Origin of the sequence: Psychromonas sp. SA13A (assembly GCF_011378715.1) — a bacterium.
Classification (GTDB): Bacteria; Pseudomonadota; Gammaproteobacteria; order Enterobacterales; family Psychromonadaceae; genus Psychromonas.
Genome location: NZ_WTKU01000003.1, coordinates 179,324 through 195,400, shown reverse-complemented (window position 1 = coordinate 195,400; position 16,077 = coordinate 179,324). Strand labels below are relative to the sequence as shown.

Genomic DNA, 16,077 nt, shown 5'->3' with positions numbered 1-16,077 from the left:
TAGGGTATGCGCCACACCTGAAAATAATTAAGCTTAATAAATAAGCCAAAAATTAAGATTAAAGCGATTAGAGTAGTTAAAGTAATTAAAATTAAACCAGTTAGACTTAAACCCATTAGAAACTAAAAGTGTTCTAAAAAATAACGTTTTTATTTTGTAAGTGCGCCTGTTTCTCCGTTTAAAACCTTATTCATTTAAGCAATTTAGGCAATATCCATCCCCGTTATACTTTCGCAAAAGCATGGCTGTTAACAAAACCAAATCAGACATTTGACTAAATTACGTAATCTTCGCCTTACTAGGGAATAAATAATATGCTTTAAATAGCGCCAACCTTCGTGCATGAATATAAATAAAAAGAGCAAAATCCGACTGCTTACTTTCATCATTGATTTATCTACAGAGTAATATTTTTATCAAAAAACAAGGCTAAATCACTATATAAGAAACAAAGTATTAACCGGCAGATATCAGGTGTTTTTTTGTTAACAAGTCCTGTAACATCTTCAAAGATACCTCGTAGGAGTTACTTACATGCAAATTCATCAGAGCTCTTACTATGGTTTTACAGTAATTAACGATTTAATTTCGTATTAAGTCCTTACAACTTATTTGACACACTACAGTTTACTTTTATCAAAAATCTATTGTATTTAATGGGTTTTAATATCAACCAAGTTTTAATATCAACCAAGGTTAAATTTAATGCGTAAAAATCTGCCCGTTATCGATCAACGAAAAACATTCTCTCCAGATTCCAAGTTAATTTCAGTAACAAATAACGATGGCAATATAACTTATTGTAACGATGCTTTTGTTGAAATAAGTGGTTTTTCGCGTGATGAGTTAATTGGCCAACCGCATAATCTAGTCAGACACCCTGATATGCCACCAGCAGTATTTGAAGTAATGTGGGAGCACCTAAAGCAAGGTAAACCTTGGATGGGTTTGGTTAAAAACCGCTGCAAAGATGGGCAATATTATTGGGTTGATGCCTATGTCACACCCGTGACTGAAAATGGTGTAATTATTGGCTATGAGTCTGTTCGGTCATGCCCTAAACAGGAGAATGTAGAAAGAGCAGAAAAGCTTTATAAACGAGTAACTGCAGGAAAGGGACTGAAGAAACCTGCGTCTGTTTCAACGCCAACTATATTTATAAGTGTCATGTTGATTTTGTCTATTATTAGTTATATAGCAGGGTCAATACCCGTTGCATTTAACCTTCTTGTTTGTTCAACTATTTTATATGGTATTTGGGTTAGCGCGGTAAAAAAACGCATTATTACTAATTTGTCTCAATGTTTAAAACATAACTTTTCTCACGAACAAGCGGTGCAATCCTATACAAACAACACTGGTATGCTGGGTAGTTTAGAAGTGGCAACTCTTAGTCAACAGGCTCATTTAACAACTATTATTAGCCGTATTGAAGATGCGGCAAAAAAAGTTTCTGCAAGCTCTCATCAATCATCGACACTCGTGCAAAACTCTAAAAATAGCCTGGAGCAACAACAGTCAGAAACCACTCAAGTTGCAACTGCAATGAATGAAATAACATCAACAATTGCAGAGGTCTCTGAACGAGTTAATGATACGGCAAAATATACTGAAACTGCATTTGGGCTTGCTACAGAAGGTAAACAACTAGCTAAAGTTACCAGTGATTCAATCAATGAACTACGAAAAACGGTGCAAACCATTAGTCAATCGGTTATTAGCGTATCAGAACAAGCAAAGTTAATTGCTACAGCGACGAATATGATTGAGAAAATTGCAAAACAGACCAATTTACTTGCATTAAATGCCGCGATTGAAGCCGCTCGAGCAGGCGAACAAGGCAGAGGTTTTGCGGTTGTTGCCGATGAAGTGAGGAACCTTGCCAAGAATACACAAGATTCAACCAGTGAGATTTATAATATCGTTGAATTATTAACCCAAAAAACAGACGATGCCGTCGCTCACGTACAAAAAGGCACCATTGAAGCAAATAACGGTTTAGAAAGGGTATTAGAGAGTGGGGAAATGCTTAATGGCATTGTTGACTCTGTTGGTAAAATTTCAGATATGTCTATCCAAATCGCCGCAGCTGTTGAACAGCAAACTCACGTATCTGAAGATATTAATCGCCAAGTAGTCAGTATTTCAGACTTAACCGATGACAATGTAACTATTACAAGCGATGCAGCCTCTTCTATTAATGACCTGAGTAAAACGGCTGACGATCTTCATGAGCTAGTGATCCGCTTTAAATAACTTCCAGTCTTTGAATAAGCAGGTAATAAAAAAGTATCAATGGATGGGGTCAGTATTGCCTTCCCCATTGATTTAAATCATCTTCAGTCATATATTTAATTTCAGCAGAATTGGCAAAATTAATAGTTAATAATAGGTAAGAATTTGAATGCGCCAATTGTATTATAATAACTTTATTTATCTAAGGCAATTTGCTCTACGTTTAGATTAGAATCTTATAATTGGGATAGGTTACTTTTAAATGACTAATGAGAGTGTAGAGCTAACCGAGAAAGCATTACCTTTTGCACCATGATCTAAAAATCACTTCAAATAAGACCATGCTCAACATAGTTAGCTCCCGCCACGTTAAGCCTTAGCAAATGATCAATTGCTTTTAGCAAAGCGAAACAGGATAAAATACTACGATAAATACCATGATCAGCGCAAACGTATAGTATTGATATCAGTACGATGCCAGCACTGGGTTTTGATATGGAATAAGAAAGTGATTTATTTGCAAAGCCAAACAGAGTGTTTGGCTTAGATTTGGACTGAAATTATAATTCTATACATTGTTCAGACGATGACGATTTACCAATACTGTTTGATGCACTAACACGATAGCAGTAAGTTTCACCTACTTGAACACCTTCGTCATTATATGATGTTGTATTTTCAGCAACATAATACGTAGTTCCATAATCAACATTAGATTGAATACGGCGCTCGATAATAAATTCTACTTCATTATCAGAATTATCACCCCAAGTGATATATAAATCGACTTCACTCGCTTGTTCTGACTCAGGAGTGCTGAGTAAATCATCGGTATTTGAAGACGTATCCGTTTGTTGTGTGCTTTCTTCTTCAAGAATAGATTCATTAACAATCGCTCCATTATCAATCGACCCACTAAGAATAGGAGTCTCACTTCTTGAGTCCTCAACTAGAGTGTTCTCTGAAGTAGAGTCTTCTACTGCATCATCTTCTGTGGCGATTATTGTATCTAATGACTCTTTAGCAGCAGATTCTTCACTTGAATCAGCTTGTTCTGATACTTTAGCTGACTCTGAACTTGATGAGCCAGATGAACCACAACCCATTAATAAAACAGGAAAAAGACATAACATCGCTTTAAATAGCGTGGTTTTTAAAATCATCATTTTTGTCTCCAACAAAAGTGATGATTCAGAAATTTTTATATATAACAGAAGAAAAAAATAAAGAGGATAAATGAGAAGTATCATGGCCTCGGTAACTCCGCTACCGTAGACAATAAATTGTCAATAGGCCGGTGGTTTTGCGTATTAAGGTTTCCCTTAAGTTGCCTTTTTCTAGCTAATAATATTGTAATTACTGAATCAGATGCATTAGCGCAATAGATTATTATTTATGATATTAATTTATCGAATTGATAAAAATTAAATTAGACAATTATTTATAGCACGCTTAAATTTTAATACAAATTCGAAACATCCTTTATAAAGCAATAAAATGTAAATATCATTATTTATCAACGCATTAAAATTAATTATTAATAAATCAAAAAAATATAACACTTATCTGTAGCAGTCTATTGTTTCAAATAATCGCAACCTAATTACTCCTTGGATTCGCGTAATAAGCACCAAGTTATTTTTTGAACGTCAGGAAAAATGGATAAAAGGAAAATGTTAATTTTGGTAACGAATTACCTTGGTTACGTAATCTATTAAATGGTCCATTACGTGGTCTATTAAGTAGCTCAATAATGAAGCAGCACTTTACATAAAGAATAACGAAACAGCATTTAACAGGTATCAATAGATAATGCGTTAGATTAGTTTATTAGCAACCTACAATAATTGGCGTCTATTGTATTCTTGCGGTGTACAACCAAACTGTATTTTGAACGCTTGGATAAAACTGCTGACACTTTTATACCCTAATTCATAGGCTACGGCCGTTGAACTTTCACCTTCAGATAATTGCACCAATGCATTCATTAATCGAAACCGGCTTCGCCATTGACGAAAGGTCATACCAGTTTCCGTTTTAAAGAGTCGTTCAATGGTTCTTACACTTGCGCCAGCTAACCTAGATAATTCTACTAATGAGAGCGACTGCTTAGGGTGCAGCACGATATAGCTAACTAGACGTTGCAACCTTGGATCATGTCCTGAATGTATACACGCGTTAACCGCGGGCAAGACTTCTAATTCATCGATTGCTACTAAACCCAATCGTTGTTTACGTATTTCAGATAATGTTTGCTTGGTATCAGTTAAACGCAATATTATTTATTGTAATAGCGGACTAATAGCGACCATCACTATCGTTTGTTCTTGCTTCCGTACTTTATAACTGGGGTCGATACATACCCGTTATCATTCAAGATGCAAAAATCAGCAAGACGTGAGGTGAACAGGTTCTAGGCATAAAGTTGAAGATATAATGAGTTAAATAGAAACTTTATAACAACGAAGATGGTTATCTCACGGCATGCCCTGTGGGTCGCTAACTCGAAAACCAATACTGCGTTGTAACATTCGATAAGGATTAACCATTGTCGTCATGTTACGCCTTGTCTTGATGTCCGAGTTAGCGACTGAATAATGCATATTGAGTGGTAACGGGTATTAATTACGAATACGTGTATTGGTTTCGCTACTAACTTGATGGGTAATATCACCAGGGATCCACATTGCATGTGAAGAAGGAACAACCCAAACGTTTTCTTCTCCTGTCACTCGCAATACACCTTTCTCAGCCCATAATAATTGACCTCGAGGATGAGCATGGGACATGATGTTAGCTTCTGCTGGCATACTCCTTTGATGGGTAAGTACAGGTTTGGTCGAGTCTACAATAAAGGCGACATTGCTCGGAGGCAACATTGCTCGGAGGTAACATTGTCGCATTAGCGATATCTTTTGTCATAATAACCACTTAAAACGCCAACAAAGGTCAGATATCATAGACGCATCAACGTCTTCGTTGCAACATTTTTCAACATAACAAGGATCACTGTCGTGGCGCCTACACTTAATTTTAAAAGCATAGCTGCATTTACGGCTATTGCTGCCGCTCTCTATATGATGGCGTTTCCATTAGCAAACTATCCCGTTTCATTTTCATATAGCGCTGCAGTTATACTAATAACTCTGACCTGTTGGAGTGCTTCATTGCTCCCCCCTTTCTTAACTGGATTAATGTTTTTTGCTTTATCAGTGATATTGCAATTAATCGAACCTAGTGCTTTATTTTCAGGATTCTCATCCACCGCTATTTGGCTGATTATTTCAGGGTTTATTATTGGCTCAGCTATTTCCACCTCAGCTTTAGATAAAAAATGTGCTTCATTCATCGCACCACATTTAACACTTAGCTATCCACGACTTATCTCAGGGTTAGTGTTTAGTGCCATTATTTTAGGGTTTATTATGCCCTCTTCAGTTGGTCGCGCCGTGGTATTAATTCCAGTGGGGATGGCGCTTGCTGAGCATGTGGGCTTTGCTCAAGGAAGTAATGGCCGTAAAGGTGTGGCAACGGCGTTAGCAATTTCATGCAACATGCCTAGTTTTGCGGTACTACCAGCAAATATTCCTAATATGATTTTAGTCGGATCCAGTGAAACACTGTTTAATGTACACTTTGGTTATATGGAATATTTACTATTACATTTTCCAATACTAGGAATTGTTAAATCACTCTTAATTATATACTTAGTATTGAAGTTGTTTCCTGCGTCAATTGTCGACAAACCTACTAAGAGCCTGCATGCTCAGGATACAAATGAACCGAGTGACCATATACATATCAATAAATTACAAAGAAAAGTTGTCATTATTCTCGGACTCACCTTACTGTTTTGGATCACTGACTCAATACATGGTGTGAACCCAGCTTGGGTCGGTCTTGTTGCGACTATCGTTTTATTATTACCACGATGGGGTGTACTTGAAACAAAGAAATTTAACAGTTCAGTTGATTTTGGTACCGTCGTATTTGTTGCTGCAGCACTCGGCTTAGGTACATTGGTTAATGTTTCAGGTGTAGGTGCGTTTATGGGAGAAGCATTTACTCATTTATTACCGAGCGCATCGGAAAACGGCTTTTTTAGTTTTATGTCGCTTTCACTTATTTCAACATTAACAGGATTAGTAACAACTGTTCCCGGTGTCCCTACCGTACTCTCACCGATGGCCACTGATTTTGCACAAGCCACAGGACTTTCATTACCCGCAGTATTAATGACACAAGTTATCGGCTTTTCAACTGTATTATTCCCTTATCAAGTAGCTCCTTTAGTGCTTGCCATGCAGTTATCAAGGGAGTCACTTACGAGCTTAGTAAAAATAACGATACCGTTAGCGATATTAACCATAGTGGTGTTAATGCCACTTGATTACTTATGGTGGCAACTATTGGGCTGGCTATAATTTTTTGAAAAAGAAAATAATCGCTTTTATACTTTTTGGCTAGGCAAGCACTTAAAGACAAGAACCGTCGTGAAGTGAACGCTATATGGCTAAGCATATAATTTAGGATTAGTTTCTGTTGTGGGGTTAAGTGTTATTGATCGGTATTGTTGTTAGACGCTGTTTTGGATAATTGTTAAGAGATTTTTTGATAGGTATTGTTGATAGGTATTATTGATAAGCATTGTTGTTAGACGCTGTTTTGAAATAAAGTTGCGAGGAGGTAACTTAGCATGGCTAAGCTTACTACCTCGCAAAGAGATTAAGAGATTTTTAACTAATGCAAAATATAGCTGAAAAAGATAACAGCACTATTTACAGGGTCGAAAATCGATTAATACTCGTATTTTTGCTCAATCTTTCTTTTCTCAATAAGATAAGTTTTATTATCGATTTGATCAGCAATTAATAGTTCTTCTAAAGCAATTAATTCCTTACCCTTTTCTTTTCTTAAATATGTTTTAGTCATATCGTAGTTAATTGATTGAGCACCATCATAACCACTGACAGGATCCCACAAGATAGAGGCAGGCCAAAATAATAAATTAACAACGCCATAACCAGGCTCTCTAGCATAGAAAGAACCAAATCCAGGTAAAAGACCCAACGCAGCACCAACCATTGGTTTTTTTTCTTCGATTAAAATACCTTCATTTTCAAAAGCTGCATATTCCCTTTTTTGCATTGAATTTAATCCACCTGCACACCCAGATATTATTAAAGCAGTGAGAGCCAATACAGCAACCTTTACAAATTTCATTACCTATCCTTTTAAATTTAAATCATCGAAGACGATTGTTAGTCGTTTATATTATTTAGATAAATTACGTTTTTTCACTTTGAGATGTCTGAAATTAATATCAAAGTCTTAGCGTAATCTCTATGTGGTTATTTAAATCAAATATAGGAAATTACACTTATTATGCGAATCTAGAAAAGGATATAAACACAATAAGTTAACTCAATAATGGAATATCTTTTCATTCAATAAAGAAGCTATATTTAATTCGCGCACACAATACATTAAAAACATATTACAATCAAAAAAATACCACCATATGGGTGTTTTATGTATAAATGATTAGATGGGAAAATATAAAGTCGCATTGCTTAATTTGATAATAAAAAAGAATAGCGATGGAGCGCCACCCTGAAAAAATACGTTTAAAATGAATAGTTAGCTTGGATCAGAGAACGAACCGATGTGCCTTTTTCTTTGCTATTTTTAGATATAATTTTTTATTTTTGGAAAGCAAAAGAAAGTCACTGCAAGGGTAAAACATCTAGTAAATAAGTATCAAAATGGCTGGATAAGCGCAGACGACTAAGAGTACTCATAAAAATAAGAGCCTCCGATTAAATTAAATAACATCGACATTATCGGGGACCATTTACGTTGCTATAAAAAGAGAGAGTTTAAATAACTAAACTTTAAGTGGTTGATTTTTATCACTTAAGTGTTAGTTCTCAGATATTCATTATTAATGAATATGATTCAATGCTTTATATGCTTATTAAAGTTTCTTTTAACCCTATCAGATCCAACTTTAACCCCTCCTAATAACGTTATCACTTTAATTTAAAACCATATAGTTTTGTGATGGAAGTATTGTTTTTTAATTAACTCACTTAAAACCATATGGTTTTAATGTAATGATATTGCTTATCAAAATTAGAACATGAAAATATACTTAATATCTATAAAACATAATTTAAATATGTATTCTTACTTTTAAAGTTCATGTTTATGACTTGCTATTTATATTTTATTTTTTGGCTCAATAAATAACAACCTTATACCCAATTGTAATATTAGTACTTACATTCAAATAGAAAAAGGATTCGCTAATGACTATAAAAGATAAATTCTTTGGATTCCTCCAAAGTACAGTAGCCCCCGTTGCTGGGCGAGTCGGGCAACAGCGACATGTGCAAGCCATTCGTGATGCATTTATTGGTGCAATCCCTTTTATCATTGTTGGTTCATTTCTACTGGTTATTGCTTTCCCTCCTTTTGGAGAAAATGCAACTAATATTTGGTCAACATTTGCCCGTGAATACCGAGAGCAAATTCTACACCCATTCAATTTTACAATGGGTATTATGACGCTTTGGATCGTTACCGGTTTAGGTTATAACTTAGCTCGTTTTTATTCTACTCTAAACCCATTTATGGCCGGTTTATTATCACTCTCAACATTTTTGATGATTTCAGCTCCAGTCTCTGACGGCGCATTATCAATGCAATTCATGGGAGGAACGGGTATCTTCACTGCGATTCTCATTGGTATATTTGTACCGGAAATGATGCGTCTACTACATAAATACAATGTGGGTATTAAGTTACCTCATCAAGTACCAGAGAAAATACGTGATTCATTTGACCTGTTAATACCCATTGCGATAGTGATGGTGACTATTTATCCTCTCAATCTTTTTATTCATGCAGAAACTGGTTTTATTATTCCAGAAGCTATCATGGAGATATTTAAACCGCTTATCTCTGCATCGGACTCGTTAGCTGCATTTCTATTAGTCTCTTTTATTGCTCAAGTTTTATGGTGGGCGGGTGTGCACGGCTCTGCTATTACCGGAGGGATCATTGCACCGTTTGTGTTATCTAACTTAGTTGCTAATCAAGATGCATTGGCAGCGGGTGTTGAAGGCACAAAATTACCTGCAATTTTTGCACAACCGTTGCTTGATTTTTTCATTATGTTCGGCGGCTCTGGTGCAACCATGGCATTAGTACTTTTATTCTTGCGATCACGTGCCATTCATTTGAGAACGATTGGTAAAATGTCACTTATTCCTGGGATTTTTAATATTAATGAACCCGTTTCATTCGGCACTCCAATTGTCATGAATCCAACTTATTTTATACCTTGGATTTTGGCTCCGCAGCTTTGTGGCATCTTTACTTGGTGTATGTTCAAGTTTGAGTTAGTGCATCGCATTATTGCTATACCACCTTGGACTGCACCTGCACCGATTGGCGCTATGTGGGCAACGAATTGGTCTGTTATGGCGTTTGTGACGGTAATGATTAACCTATGTATCGCTTATGTCATTTATTACCCATTCTTCAAAATGCATGAAAAAGAGTTACTAGAACAAGAAGCTGCTAACGCAAAAGCAGATAAAGCATCGGCGGTATAATGCATGTCTATGCTTCAACAATAGACGATGAAATCTGTAGAGCACTTTAAAGTATTTTTGGGGTGCTCAATAAAAAGTATTCACTTTTTACATTCATTAATCAGGAATTACACATCATGTCAGAAATTTTTGAAATAAATTCGGTCGAAGACATCTCTGAAACCTTTCTAATGACGCTACTTACACAGGCTGCAATGGGCGAGTCCGCTGCGAAGGAAGCAATGTTGGTTGCCCGAGATGGTGATTTTGAACGAGCATCATTACTCATAAAGCAAGCCAATTTAGCCTTCACTGAAGTACACAAAACGCAAACTGCATTAATTGGTTTTGACGAAGGAGAAGGAAAGGTGCCTATGACCTTAATTTTGACTCACATCCAAGACCATATTATGACAGGGGTGTTAGCTAAAGAAGTTGCAGAGGAGATTATTTTACTCCGTCAAGAGATGGCTGAATTGAAGAAATTAATGGTCGTAAGCTAAGCAGTTTAATATTGATTATTAAAAATTGATTATTAAAAAATTGAAAATTAATTAATATCAGAGAGGCAAAAAATGAAATTATTTCCTGAGAATTTTTGGTGGGGATCCGCTACTTCAGCACCACAATCAGAAGGTGCATCATTACAGGATGGAAAATCGCCCAGCATTTGGGATCATTGGTTTAAAACAGAACCAAATCGTTTCCACAATAACGTAGGCTGTGCAGATGCTTCAACATTCTATGACAATTGGAAAGATGATATTGCATTGATGAAGCAGCTAGGACATAACTCTTTTCGTACCTCAATTAGTTGGTCTCGATTAATTCCAAATGGTACTGGTGAAGTCAATCCGAAAGCGATTGATTTCTATAATAATGTCATTAATGAGTTAATTGCGCATGAAATTGAACCATTTATCAATCTTTTTCATTTTGATATGCCGATGTGTATGCAAGATAAAGGAGGGTGGGAATCTCGTGAGGTTGTAGAAGCCTATGCTGTATATGCTAAAACCTGTTTTGAACTATTTGGCGATAGAGTTAAACATTGGTTTACATTCAATGAACCTATCGTACCCGTTGAAGGCGGTTACCTGTATGACTTTCATTACCCAAATATAGTGGACTTTAAACGAGCAGCAACCGTTGCTCATAACACCCTAATCGCACATTCTAAGGCAGTGATTGCTTACCGTGAATTAAAATTTGATGGCAAGATTGGTATTATTTTGAATTTAACCCCCTCTTATCCACGCTCTCAAAATCCTGCTGACTTGAAAGCTTCTGAAATTGCAGATTGGTTTTTTAATCGCTCATTTCTAGACCCTGTAACTAAAGGTCAATACCCAACAGGCTTGGTTGAATTACTGACTGAACACAAACAATTACCCGAGACTGTGGAAGGTGATTCAACAATATTAAAACAGGGGATTGTCGATCTATTAGGTGTTAATTTCTATGCCCCGCGTCGAGCTCAAGCCCCTAAGTATGCTCGTCACGCTGATGCGATCTTTATGCCAGAGTTATTCTTTGATGATTACGTGATGCCTAATAGAAAAATGAATCCACATCGAGGTTGGGAGATTTATGAGAAGGGGATTTATGATATTGCTAAAATTATTCAGAATGAATATGACAATATTGAATGGTTTATCGCAGAAAATGGAATGGGTGTTGAGGGGGAAGAAAAATTCAATATCGATGGCCAAATTCAAGATGACTACAGAATTGAGTTTGTAAAAGATCATTTAACTTGGTTACATAAAGCTATCGAAGAAGGGGCTAATTGTCGTGGTTACCATTTGTGGACATTTATCGATTGTTGGTCATGGGCTAATTCATATAAAAACCGTTATGGTTGGATTGCATTAGATCTAAAAACACAAAAGCGAACGATTAAAAAATCGGGTGAGTGGATTGCCCAAGTATCAAAATACAATGGTTTCGAATAAAGTTAATAAGTTATATTTTGAAGTGGGTTTTAATCGAATAGAGATAAAAGCCCCCTATTTTTCATCCCGTTAACTTAGGTGCAGAACTTAGGTAGATAACGTAGGTAACTAATTTAGGTAGATAATATGATAGTTGGCTTAGATATTGGTGGGACAAAAATTGAAGGAGTAGGTTTAGATTCAGTAACATACGACACTTTAATAACTTATAGATATGATACTGATACTGAGACTTATGAAGGTTTTTTATCATCTATCATGTCAGTTATTAATGAAGTTGCAAAGTATGGTGATATTGATTCTATTGGTCTTGGCTGTTGTGGCTCCATAGATAAAAATGGATTGATGCAAGGCGCTAATGTGATCATTCTAAACGGTAAAGATTTTATTGGAGATATAAAACAAAAAATAAATGTACCGATTGCTATCGCCAATGATGCTGATTGTTTGGCGCTTTCTGAGTTTAAAGATGGAGCGGCAAAACAGGCAATGAATTCATGTGTTGCCATTATTATCGGCACGGGTTGTGGTTCTGGAGTGATTGTACACAATAAATTAGTCACAGGCTTGAATAAACTGGGCGGAGAAATTGGGCATAATCCTTTGCCTAGTTATTCATCAAAGATTGATGGTGAACAAATTGATTGTTATTGCGGTTCTAAAAACTGCACAGAATCGTTTGTTTCTGGTACTGGTTTTTCACGTACTTTCTCGGAAAAGTATTTTCACGCAAATTCAAAACAAATAATGGAGTTGTATGCTCAAGGCCATACTGAAGCGAGGAAACATTTGGATTTATATTGTGACCAGCTCGCACGTGTTTGCGCCAATATTGTAAATTTTGTTGACCCAGAAGTGATTGTTTTAGGCGGCGGCATGTCTAATATTGATGAAATATATCCGTTAGTAAATGCTAAATTAAATAAATATACATTCACTAAGAATACAGTTACTCAAGTGCTCAAAAATGTTTATGGCGATTCGTCAGGCGTACGCGGAGCTGCATTTTTACATCAACAAGGATAAAGCTCTACACACCTTGATATTAAGCGTGGCAATCAAGTTATCCTTATCAATATATACCCGTTACCATTCAAGGTGTAAAATTCAGTAAGCGGTGAAGTGAACAGATTCAAGGCAGAAAGAGGAAGATCTAGCGGATTAAATCGACACTTTCTAATAACGAAGATGTTTGCTTCATCTTTTGCCCTCTGGGTCGTTAGCTTGAACGATAACGAGTATAAAGTAACTTGATTGCTTATTCAGATAGTTAAGTTTTGTGCTGCTTATTCTAATATCTAGAATAAGCACATAATACTTAACACCTAATATCCAGACCCTATGAATTAGTTAGGTGTAATTCGACTTCGAAAGATCATAGTATTTAATGGTAATCTGATTCGTTCAAATTAATATTTTTTACGTAGATTGCAAACTTATAATCTGACGAAATTAGTGGAGAAATGGTATGTATCAGTAGTATGTTTTGAGATTGAATATTCAAAAATATCCCCATTATCAAGATAAACTATTTGTTCTACAGCGACTAATTTATCATTTAACGGTACATTTAAGTTTTCAGATTCAATTTCATTCGCTTTTACAATACTGATTTCCATCGTCGAGCTATGTATTTTTAGCTTCAGCTGATTGGTAATAAAACTATAAATCGAGTCTTGGGTATGCTCAATCGTTAATCCATTCAAAATATTCACTGGCATATAAGTATCTTCAATAACAGTCGGTAAGCTATCAATAATCCGCACTCGAATGATGTGATAAATTAGATCTCCCCTATTACAATTTAAACGTTCAGCAATACGTTCATCTGCGGGAACAATTTCAAATTTTAAGTTGTTAGAGGTAACTTCTTTACCATGTTTGATTGCGTTTGCTTTAGTTCCATGTAAATGCGATGTAGTTGTATTCAGTGGACGTTTCACGAATGAACCAGAGCCGCGTTTTCTTACCACTAAACCGTCAGCAACCAAAATATCTAGGGCTTTTTTAATAGTAAGTTCACTGCAATCAAATTCTTTACCTAAAGAAGCACCATCGGGGAGTTTTTCATTTAATCGATATTCCATTTCTAGAATACGCTGTTTAATTGTCTCGTATATTTTTAAATATTTAACCATGTATTCCCTTTCATCAGTGCTATTTCTATTTTGTAAACAGACTTTTTTTATAGTTTATGGAGCATATTAAACCAAATTTCATATACGGTTCTCCAATAACAGTCTGTTGATTATATAAAACTATATGGTTAATAAACATAGTGCTTTCATATTAAAATTTTAAGTATATTGTTTTGTGATAAAAGCTTTGTTTTCGTTAAAGAAAATAAAAACCATATGGTTTTATTGGTATGCTGTTATTAAATCTAAACAACTATTTTAGGCTAAGAAAAAATACAATTTTTAAAATAAAATGGTCGTACATCTAAAGAAAATACACATTAACCGGTTTAGATTCTACAAAAGTGTTGTTAGAAAAATTTATAACAGAACACTGATAATAAAACACTGATAATAAACACAACTTATAAGCAGGCAATCTGTAACGATAATTAAAGAGGCATAAAATGGCTATAAAAATTTTTCTCGTTTGTTCAGCTGGCATGTCTACCTCAATGGTAGTTAATAAAATGAAAGAAGCAGCAATAGCAGAAGGTATTGATGCTGAAATTAAGGCATATTCACAATCAGAGTTTAACGATGTTGTTGATAAATATGATGTGTGTATGATTGCCCCCCAGATTTCGTATCAGTTCGATCACTTTAACAGTATCTGTGTTAAAAAAGGATTGGGTTGTGGAAAAATCGAAATGATCGATTACGGAATGATGAAAGGTGATGTGATCCTGAAGCAGGCTATTGCACTATCTAAAAACTAATAAATTGCATATAAATAGCATTAGCACTGTCATTCCGCATTTGAATAACGATTAAATTTCACCTTTAAAAGGTGAAATTTAATCACGGAGTGATACGGTAGTGAAAAGTGATTGACCGCGATCCTACTTTTTGATCTATTACTCTCAGCTGTCATCATAAACTTTGTTGCGTTTTCCTTTATCACTGTGTACAACGGCTTTGATTTGTTTGTTGATGACAATGTCATAGGAAATAAAGTCGATGAGAGGAGAAAACTAGTATTAATAATGCCGCAATGAGCACATCCAAGCGTTAATAATGAGTAGTGAGAATGAATAAACCTAATAGGAAAACTGTTCTAATGAAGCGTCATCGATAATAGCGTTTAGCTTTTTCAGATCCCGTTCAGTGCTATCCACCAGTTCATTATTGAAGATAAATGCAGGCACGTTGCCAGCAGGATCAATCCACGTTTTATAATTGACTTCAACTAATGAGTCACTACGCTTTTTGATTACCCAACTCGATTCAACTTGTGAAACACGAACATAAAGATCATTAGTTGCTACTTGTTCACTACAAGAAACAATATTAATAGTGATGATCGTTTCCTCAAAGGAAGTGTTAACACAGGTAATGAGCTCTCGATTTTTAAACGGCCAAGGGCTGTTTATGATGGTTCGCAATAAATATTTCTGGTTATTATAGACTGTCAATACTTCTACGCTATCCAACCGCTGCAACCATTGTGATGTTTGCTTAATATTTGATAAGACTCTAAACACGAGCTCTTTAGATTTGTAAGTATAAAAACGCGCTTCCACCTGTTTAAAATCGCTTTGCTTGTGTTGCTTTAAATCAACCTGAACACTCGCCATTGATTCAGCTACTTTTTTCTGTTGCAACTGTACATTGGCACAACCAGAAAGCCACAGAGTAGAAACTAACAAAAAACACACAGAAATTATGCTTAAACGATGTTCCATTAGTGCTCTCCATTCCATAAAAGAACAGTGACTCAATAAAAACCCACTGTTTAACAAAAAAGAAGTATAACACACTGTATGTATTGAAGAGATTTTAGGTATTTTCATTTCAACCTCCAGTTAAATCAATGATGTATTCACTGGGTTAGCAGAATAAATTAAACCACGTCAGTTCTTAAAATGGTTGGACTTGATCTGTAAACACGTCCTATCGTTAGGTCGTCATTTACATAAATCTGTAAGTGCTCTGGCAATTATCAAGCGACTTCATGAAAGATTAAACTCCAATAACGAAAAAACCCTAGTTTATTTGCATAAACTAGGGTTTAGAATGGTTGGAGTTGGCCAATAGACTGGACTCTATCGTGTATAGTCTTTCGCGTACGTCTGTAAATGCCCTGCAATCATCAAGTAATTTAAATAT

The 16,077-nt window shown here is 35.5% G+C and carries 13 protein-coding genes and 1 riboswitch; of the genes, 7 read left to right on the top strand and 6 right to left on the bottom strand.

The genetic code is table 11. The annotated features are described in order from the left end of the window. The first annotated feature begins 705 nt into the window (after positions 1-705). On the top strand, positions 706-2,256 hold the full coding sequence (locus tag GQR44_RS04905; protein ID WP_166369838.1) for a PAS domain-containing methyl-accepting chemotaxis protein: 1,551 nt from the start codon (positions 706-708) through the stop codon (positions 2,254-2,256). Positions 2,257-2,795: 539 nt separating this feature from the next. Here GQR44_RS04905 and GQR44_RS04900 read toward each other — a convergent pair. From GQR44_RS04900 to GQR44_RS04890, 3 genes are all read right to left on the bottom strand, one after another. After that, positions 2,796-3,401: a hypothetical protein gene (locus GQR44_RS04900; RefSeq protein WP_166369836.1), complete on the bottom strand. Its 606-nt coding sequence runs from the start codon at positions 3,399-3,401 to the stop codon at positions 2,796-2,798. An 87-nt stretch (positions 3,402-3,488) separates the two neighbouring features. Then, a riboswitch (cyclic di-GMP riboswitch) is annotated at positions 3,489-3,577 on the bottom strand. A 496-nt stretch (positions 3,578-4,073) separates the two neighbouring features. Beyond that, complete coding sequence (locus tag GQR44_RS04895) at positions 4,074-4,511, bottom strand: AraC family transcriptional regulator (protein WP_166369834.1); 438 nt, start codon at positions 4,509-4,511, stop codon at positions 4,074-4,076. 345 nt (positions 4,512-4,856) lie between these two features. Further along, positions 4,857-5,138 (bottom strand): AraC family ligand binding domain-containing protein, encoded by a 282-nt coding sequence (locus GQR44_RS04890; protein ID WP_166369832.1) that lies wholly within the window; start codon positions 5,136-5,138, stop codon positions 4,857-4,859. 111 nt (positions 5,139-5,249) lie between these two features. On the opposite strand from GQR44_RS04890, the gene GQR44_RS04885 reads away from it, so the two are divergent. Continuing rightward, a complete protein-coding gene (locus GQR44_RS04885; protein WP_346774323.1) occupies positions 5,250-6,659 on the top strand; it encodes an SLC13 family permease in 1,410 nt (469 codons plus the stop codon). Positions 6,660-7,032: 373 nt separating this feature from the next. On the opposite strand, the gene GQR44_RS04880 is transcribed toward GQR44_RS04885, so the two are convergent. Further along, the gene (locus GQR44_RS04880; RefSeq protein ID WP_166369830.1) at positions 7,033-7,458 is read right to left on the bottom strand and encodes a hypothetical protein; all 426 of its coding nucleotides are present in this window, start codon (positions 7,456-7,458) and stop codon (positions 7,033-7,035) included. A 1,088-nt stretch (positions 7,459-8,546) separates the two neighbouring features. Between GQR44_RS04880 and GQR44_RS04875 the strand changes: the two genes are divergently transcribed. The 4 genes from GQR44_RS04875 to GQR44_RS04860 all read left to right on the top strand — a co-directional run bounded on the left by GQR44_RS04875 (position 8,547) and on the right by GQR44_RS04860 (position 12,817). After that, positions 8,547-9,857 (top strand): PTS transporter subunit EIIC, encoded by a 1,311-nt coding sequence (locus GQR44_RS04875; RefSeq protein WP_166369828.1) that lies wholly within the window; start codon positions 8,547-8,549, stop codon positions 9,855-9,857. A gap of 116 nt (positions 9,858-9,973) precedes the next feature. Next, a complete protein-coding gene (locus GQR44_RS04870) occupies positions 9,974-10,339 on the top strand; it encodes a PTS lactose/cellobiose transporter subunit IIA (protein ID WP_166369826.1) in 366 nt (121 codons plus the stop codon). 72 nt (positions 10,340-10,411) lie between these two features. After that, positions 10,412-11,791 carry a glycoside hydrolase family 1 protein gene (locus GQR44_RS04865; protein ID WP_166369824.1) on the top strand — a complete coding sequence of 460 codons (1,380 nt, stop codon included), beginning with the start codon at positions 10,412-10,414 and terminating at the stop codon, positions 11,789-11,791. A 126-nt stretch (positions 11,792-11,917) separates the two neighbouring features. Continuing rightward, entirely contained in the window at positions 11,918-12,817 is a 900-nt protein-coding gene (locus GQR44_RS04860) for an ROK family protein (protein WP_166369822.1), read from the top strand. A 410-nt stretch (positions 12,818-13,227) separates the two neighbouring features. Here the strand turns inward: GQR44_RS04860 and GQR44_RS04855 are convergent, their stop codons facing one another. Beyond that, positions 13,228-13,929 carry a GntR family transcriptional regulator gene (locus GQR44_RS04855; protein ID WP_166369820.1) on the bottom strand — a complete coding sequence of 234 codons (702 nt, stop codon included), beginning with the start codon at positions 13,927-13,929 and terminating at the stop codon, positions 13,228-13,230. Between the two features lie 446 nt (positions 13,930-14,375). On the opposite strand from GQR44_RS04855, the gene GQR44_RS04850 reads away from it, so the two are divergent. Further along, positions 14,376-14,687, top strand: coding sequence for a PTS sugar transporter subunit IIB (locus tag GQR44_RS04850; RefSeq protein ID WP_166369818.1), 312 nt, complete (start codon positions 14,376-14,378; stop codon positions 14,685-14,687). A 321-nt stretch (positions 14,688-15,008) separates the two neighbouring features. Here the strand turns inward: GQR44_RS04850 and GQR44_RS04845 are convergent, their stop codons facing one another. After that, complete coding sequence (locus tag GQR44_RS04845) at positions 15,009-15,761, bottom strand: hypothetical protein (protein WP_166369816.1); 753 nt, start codon at positions 15,759-15,761, stop codon at positions 15,009-15,011. Positions 15,762-16,077: the final 316 nt, after the last annotated feature.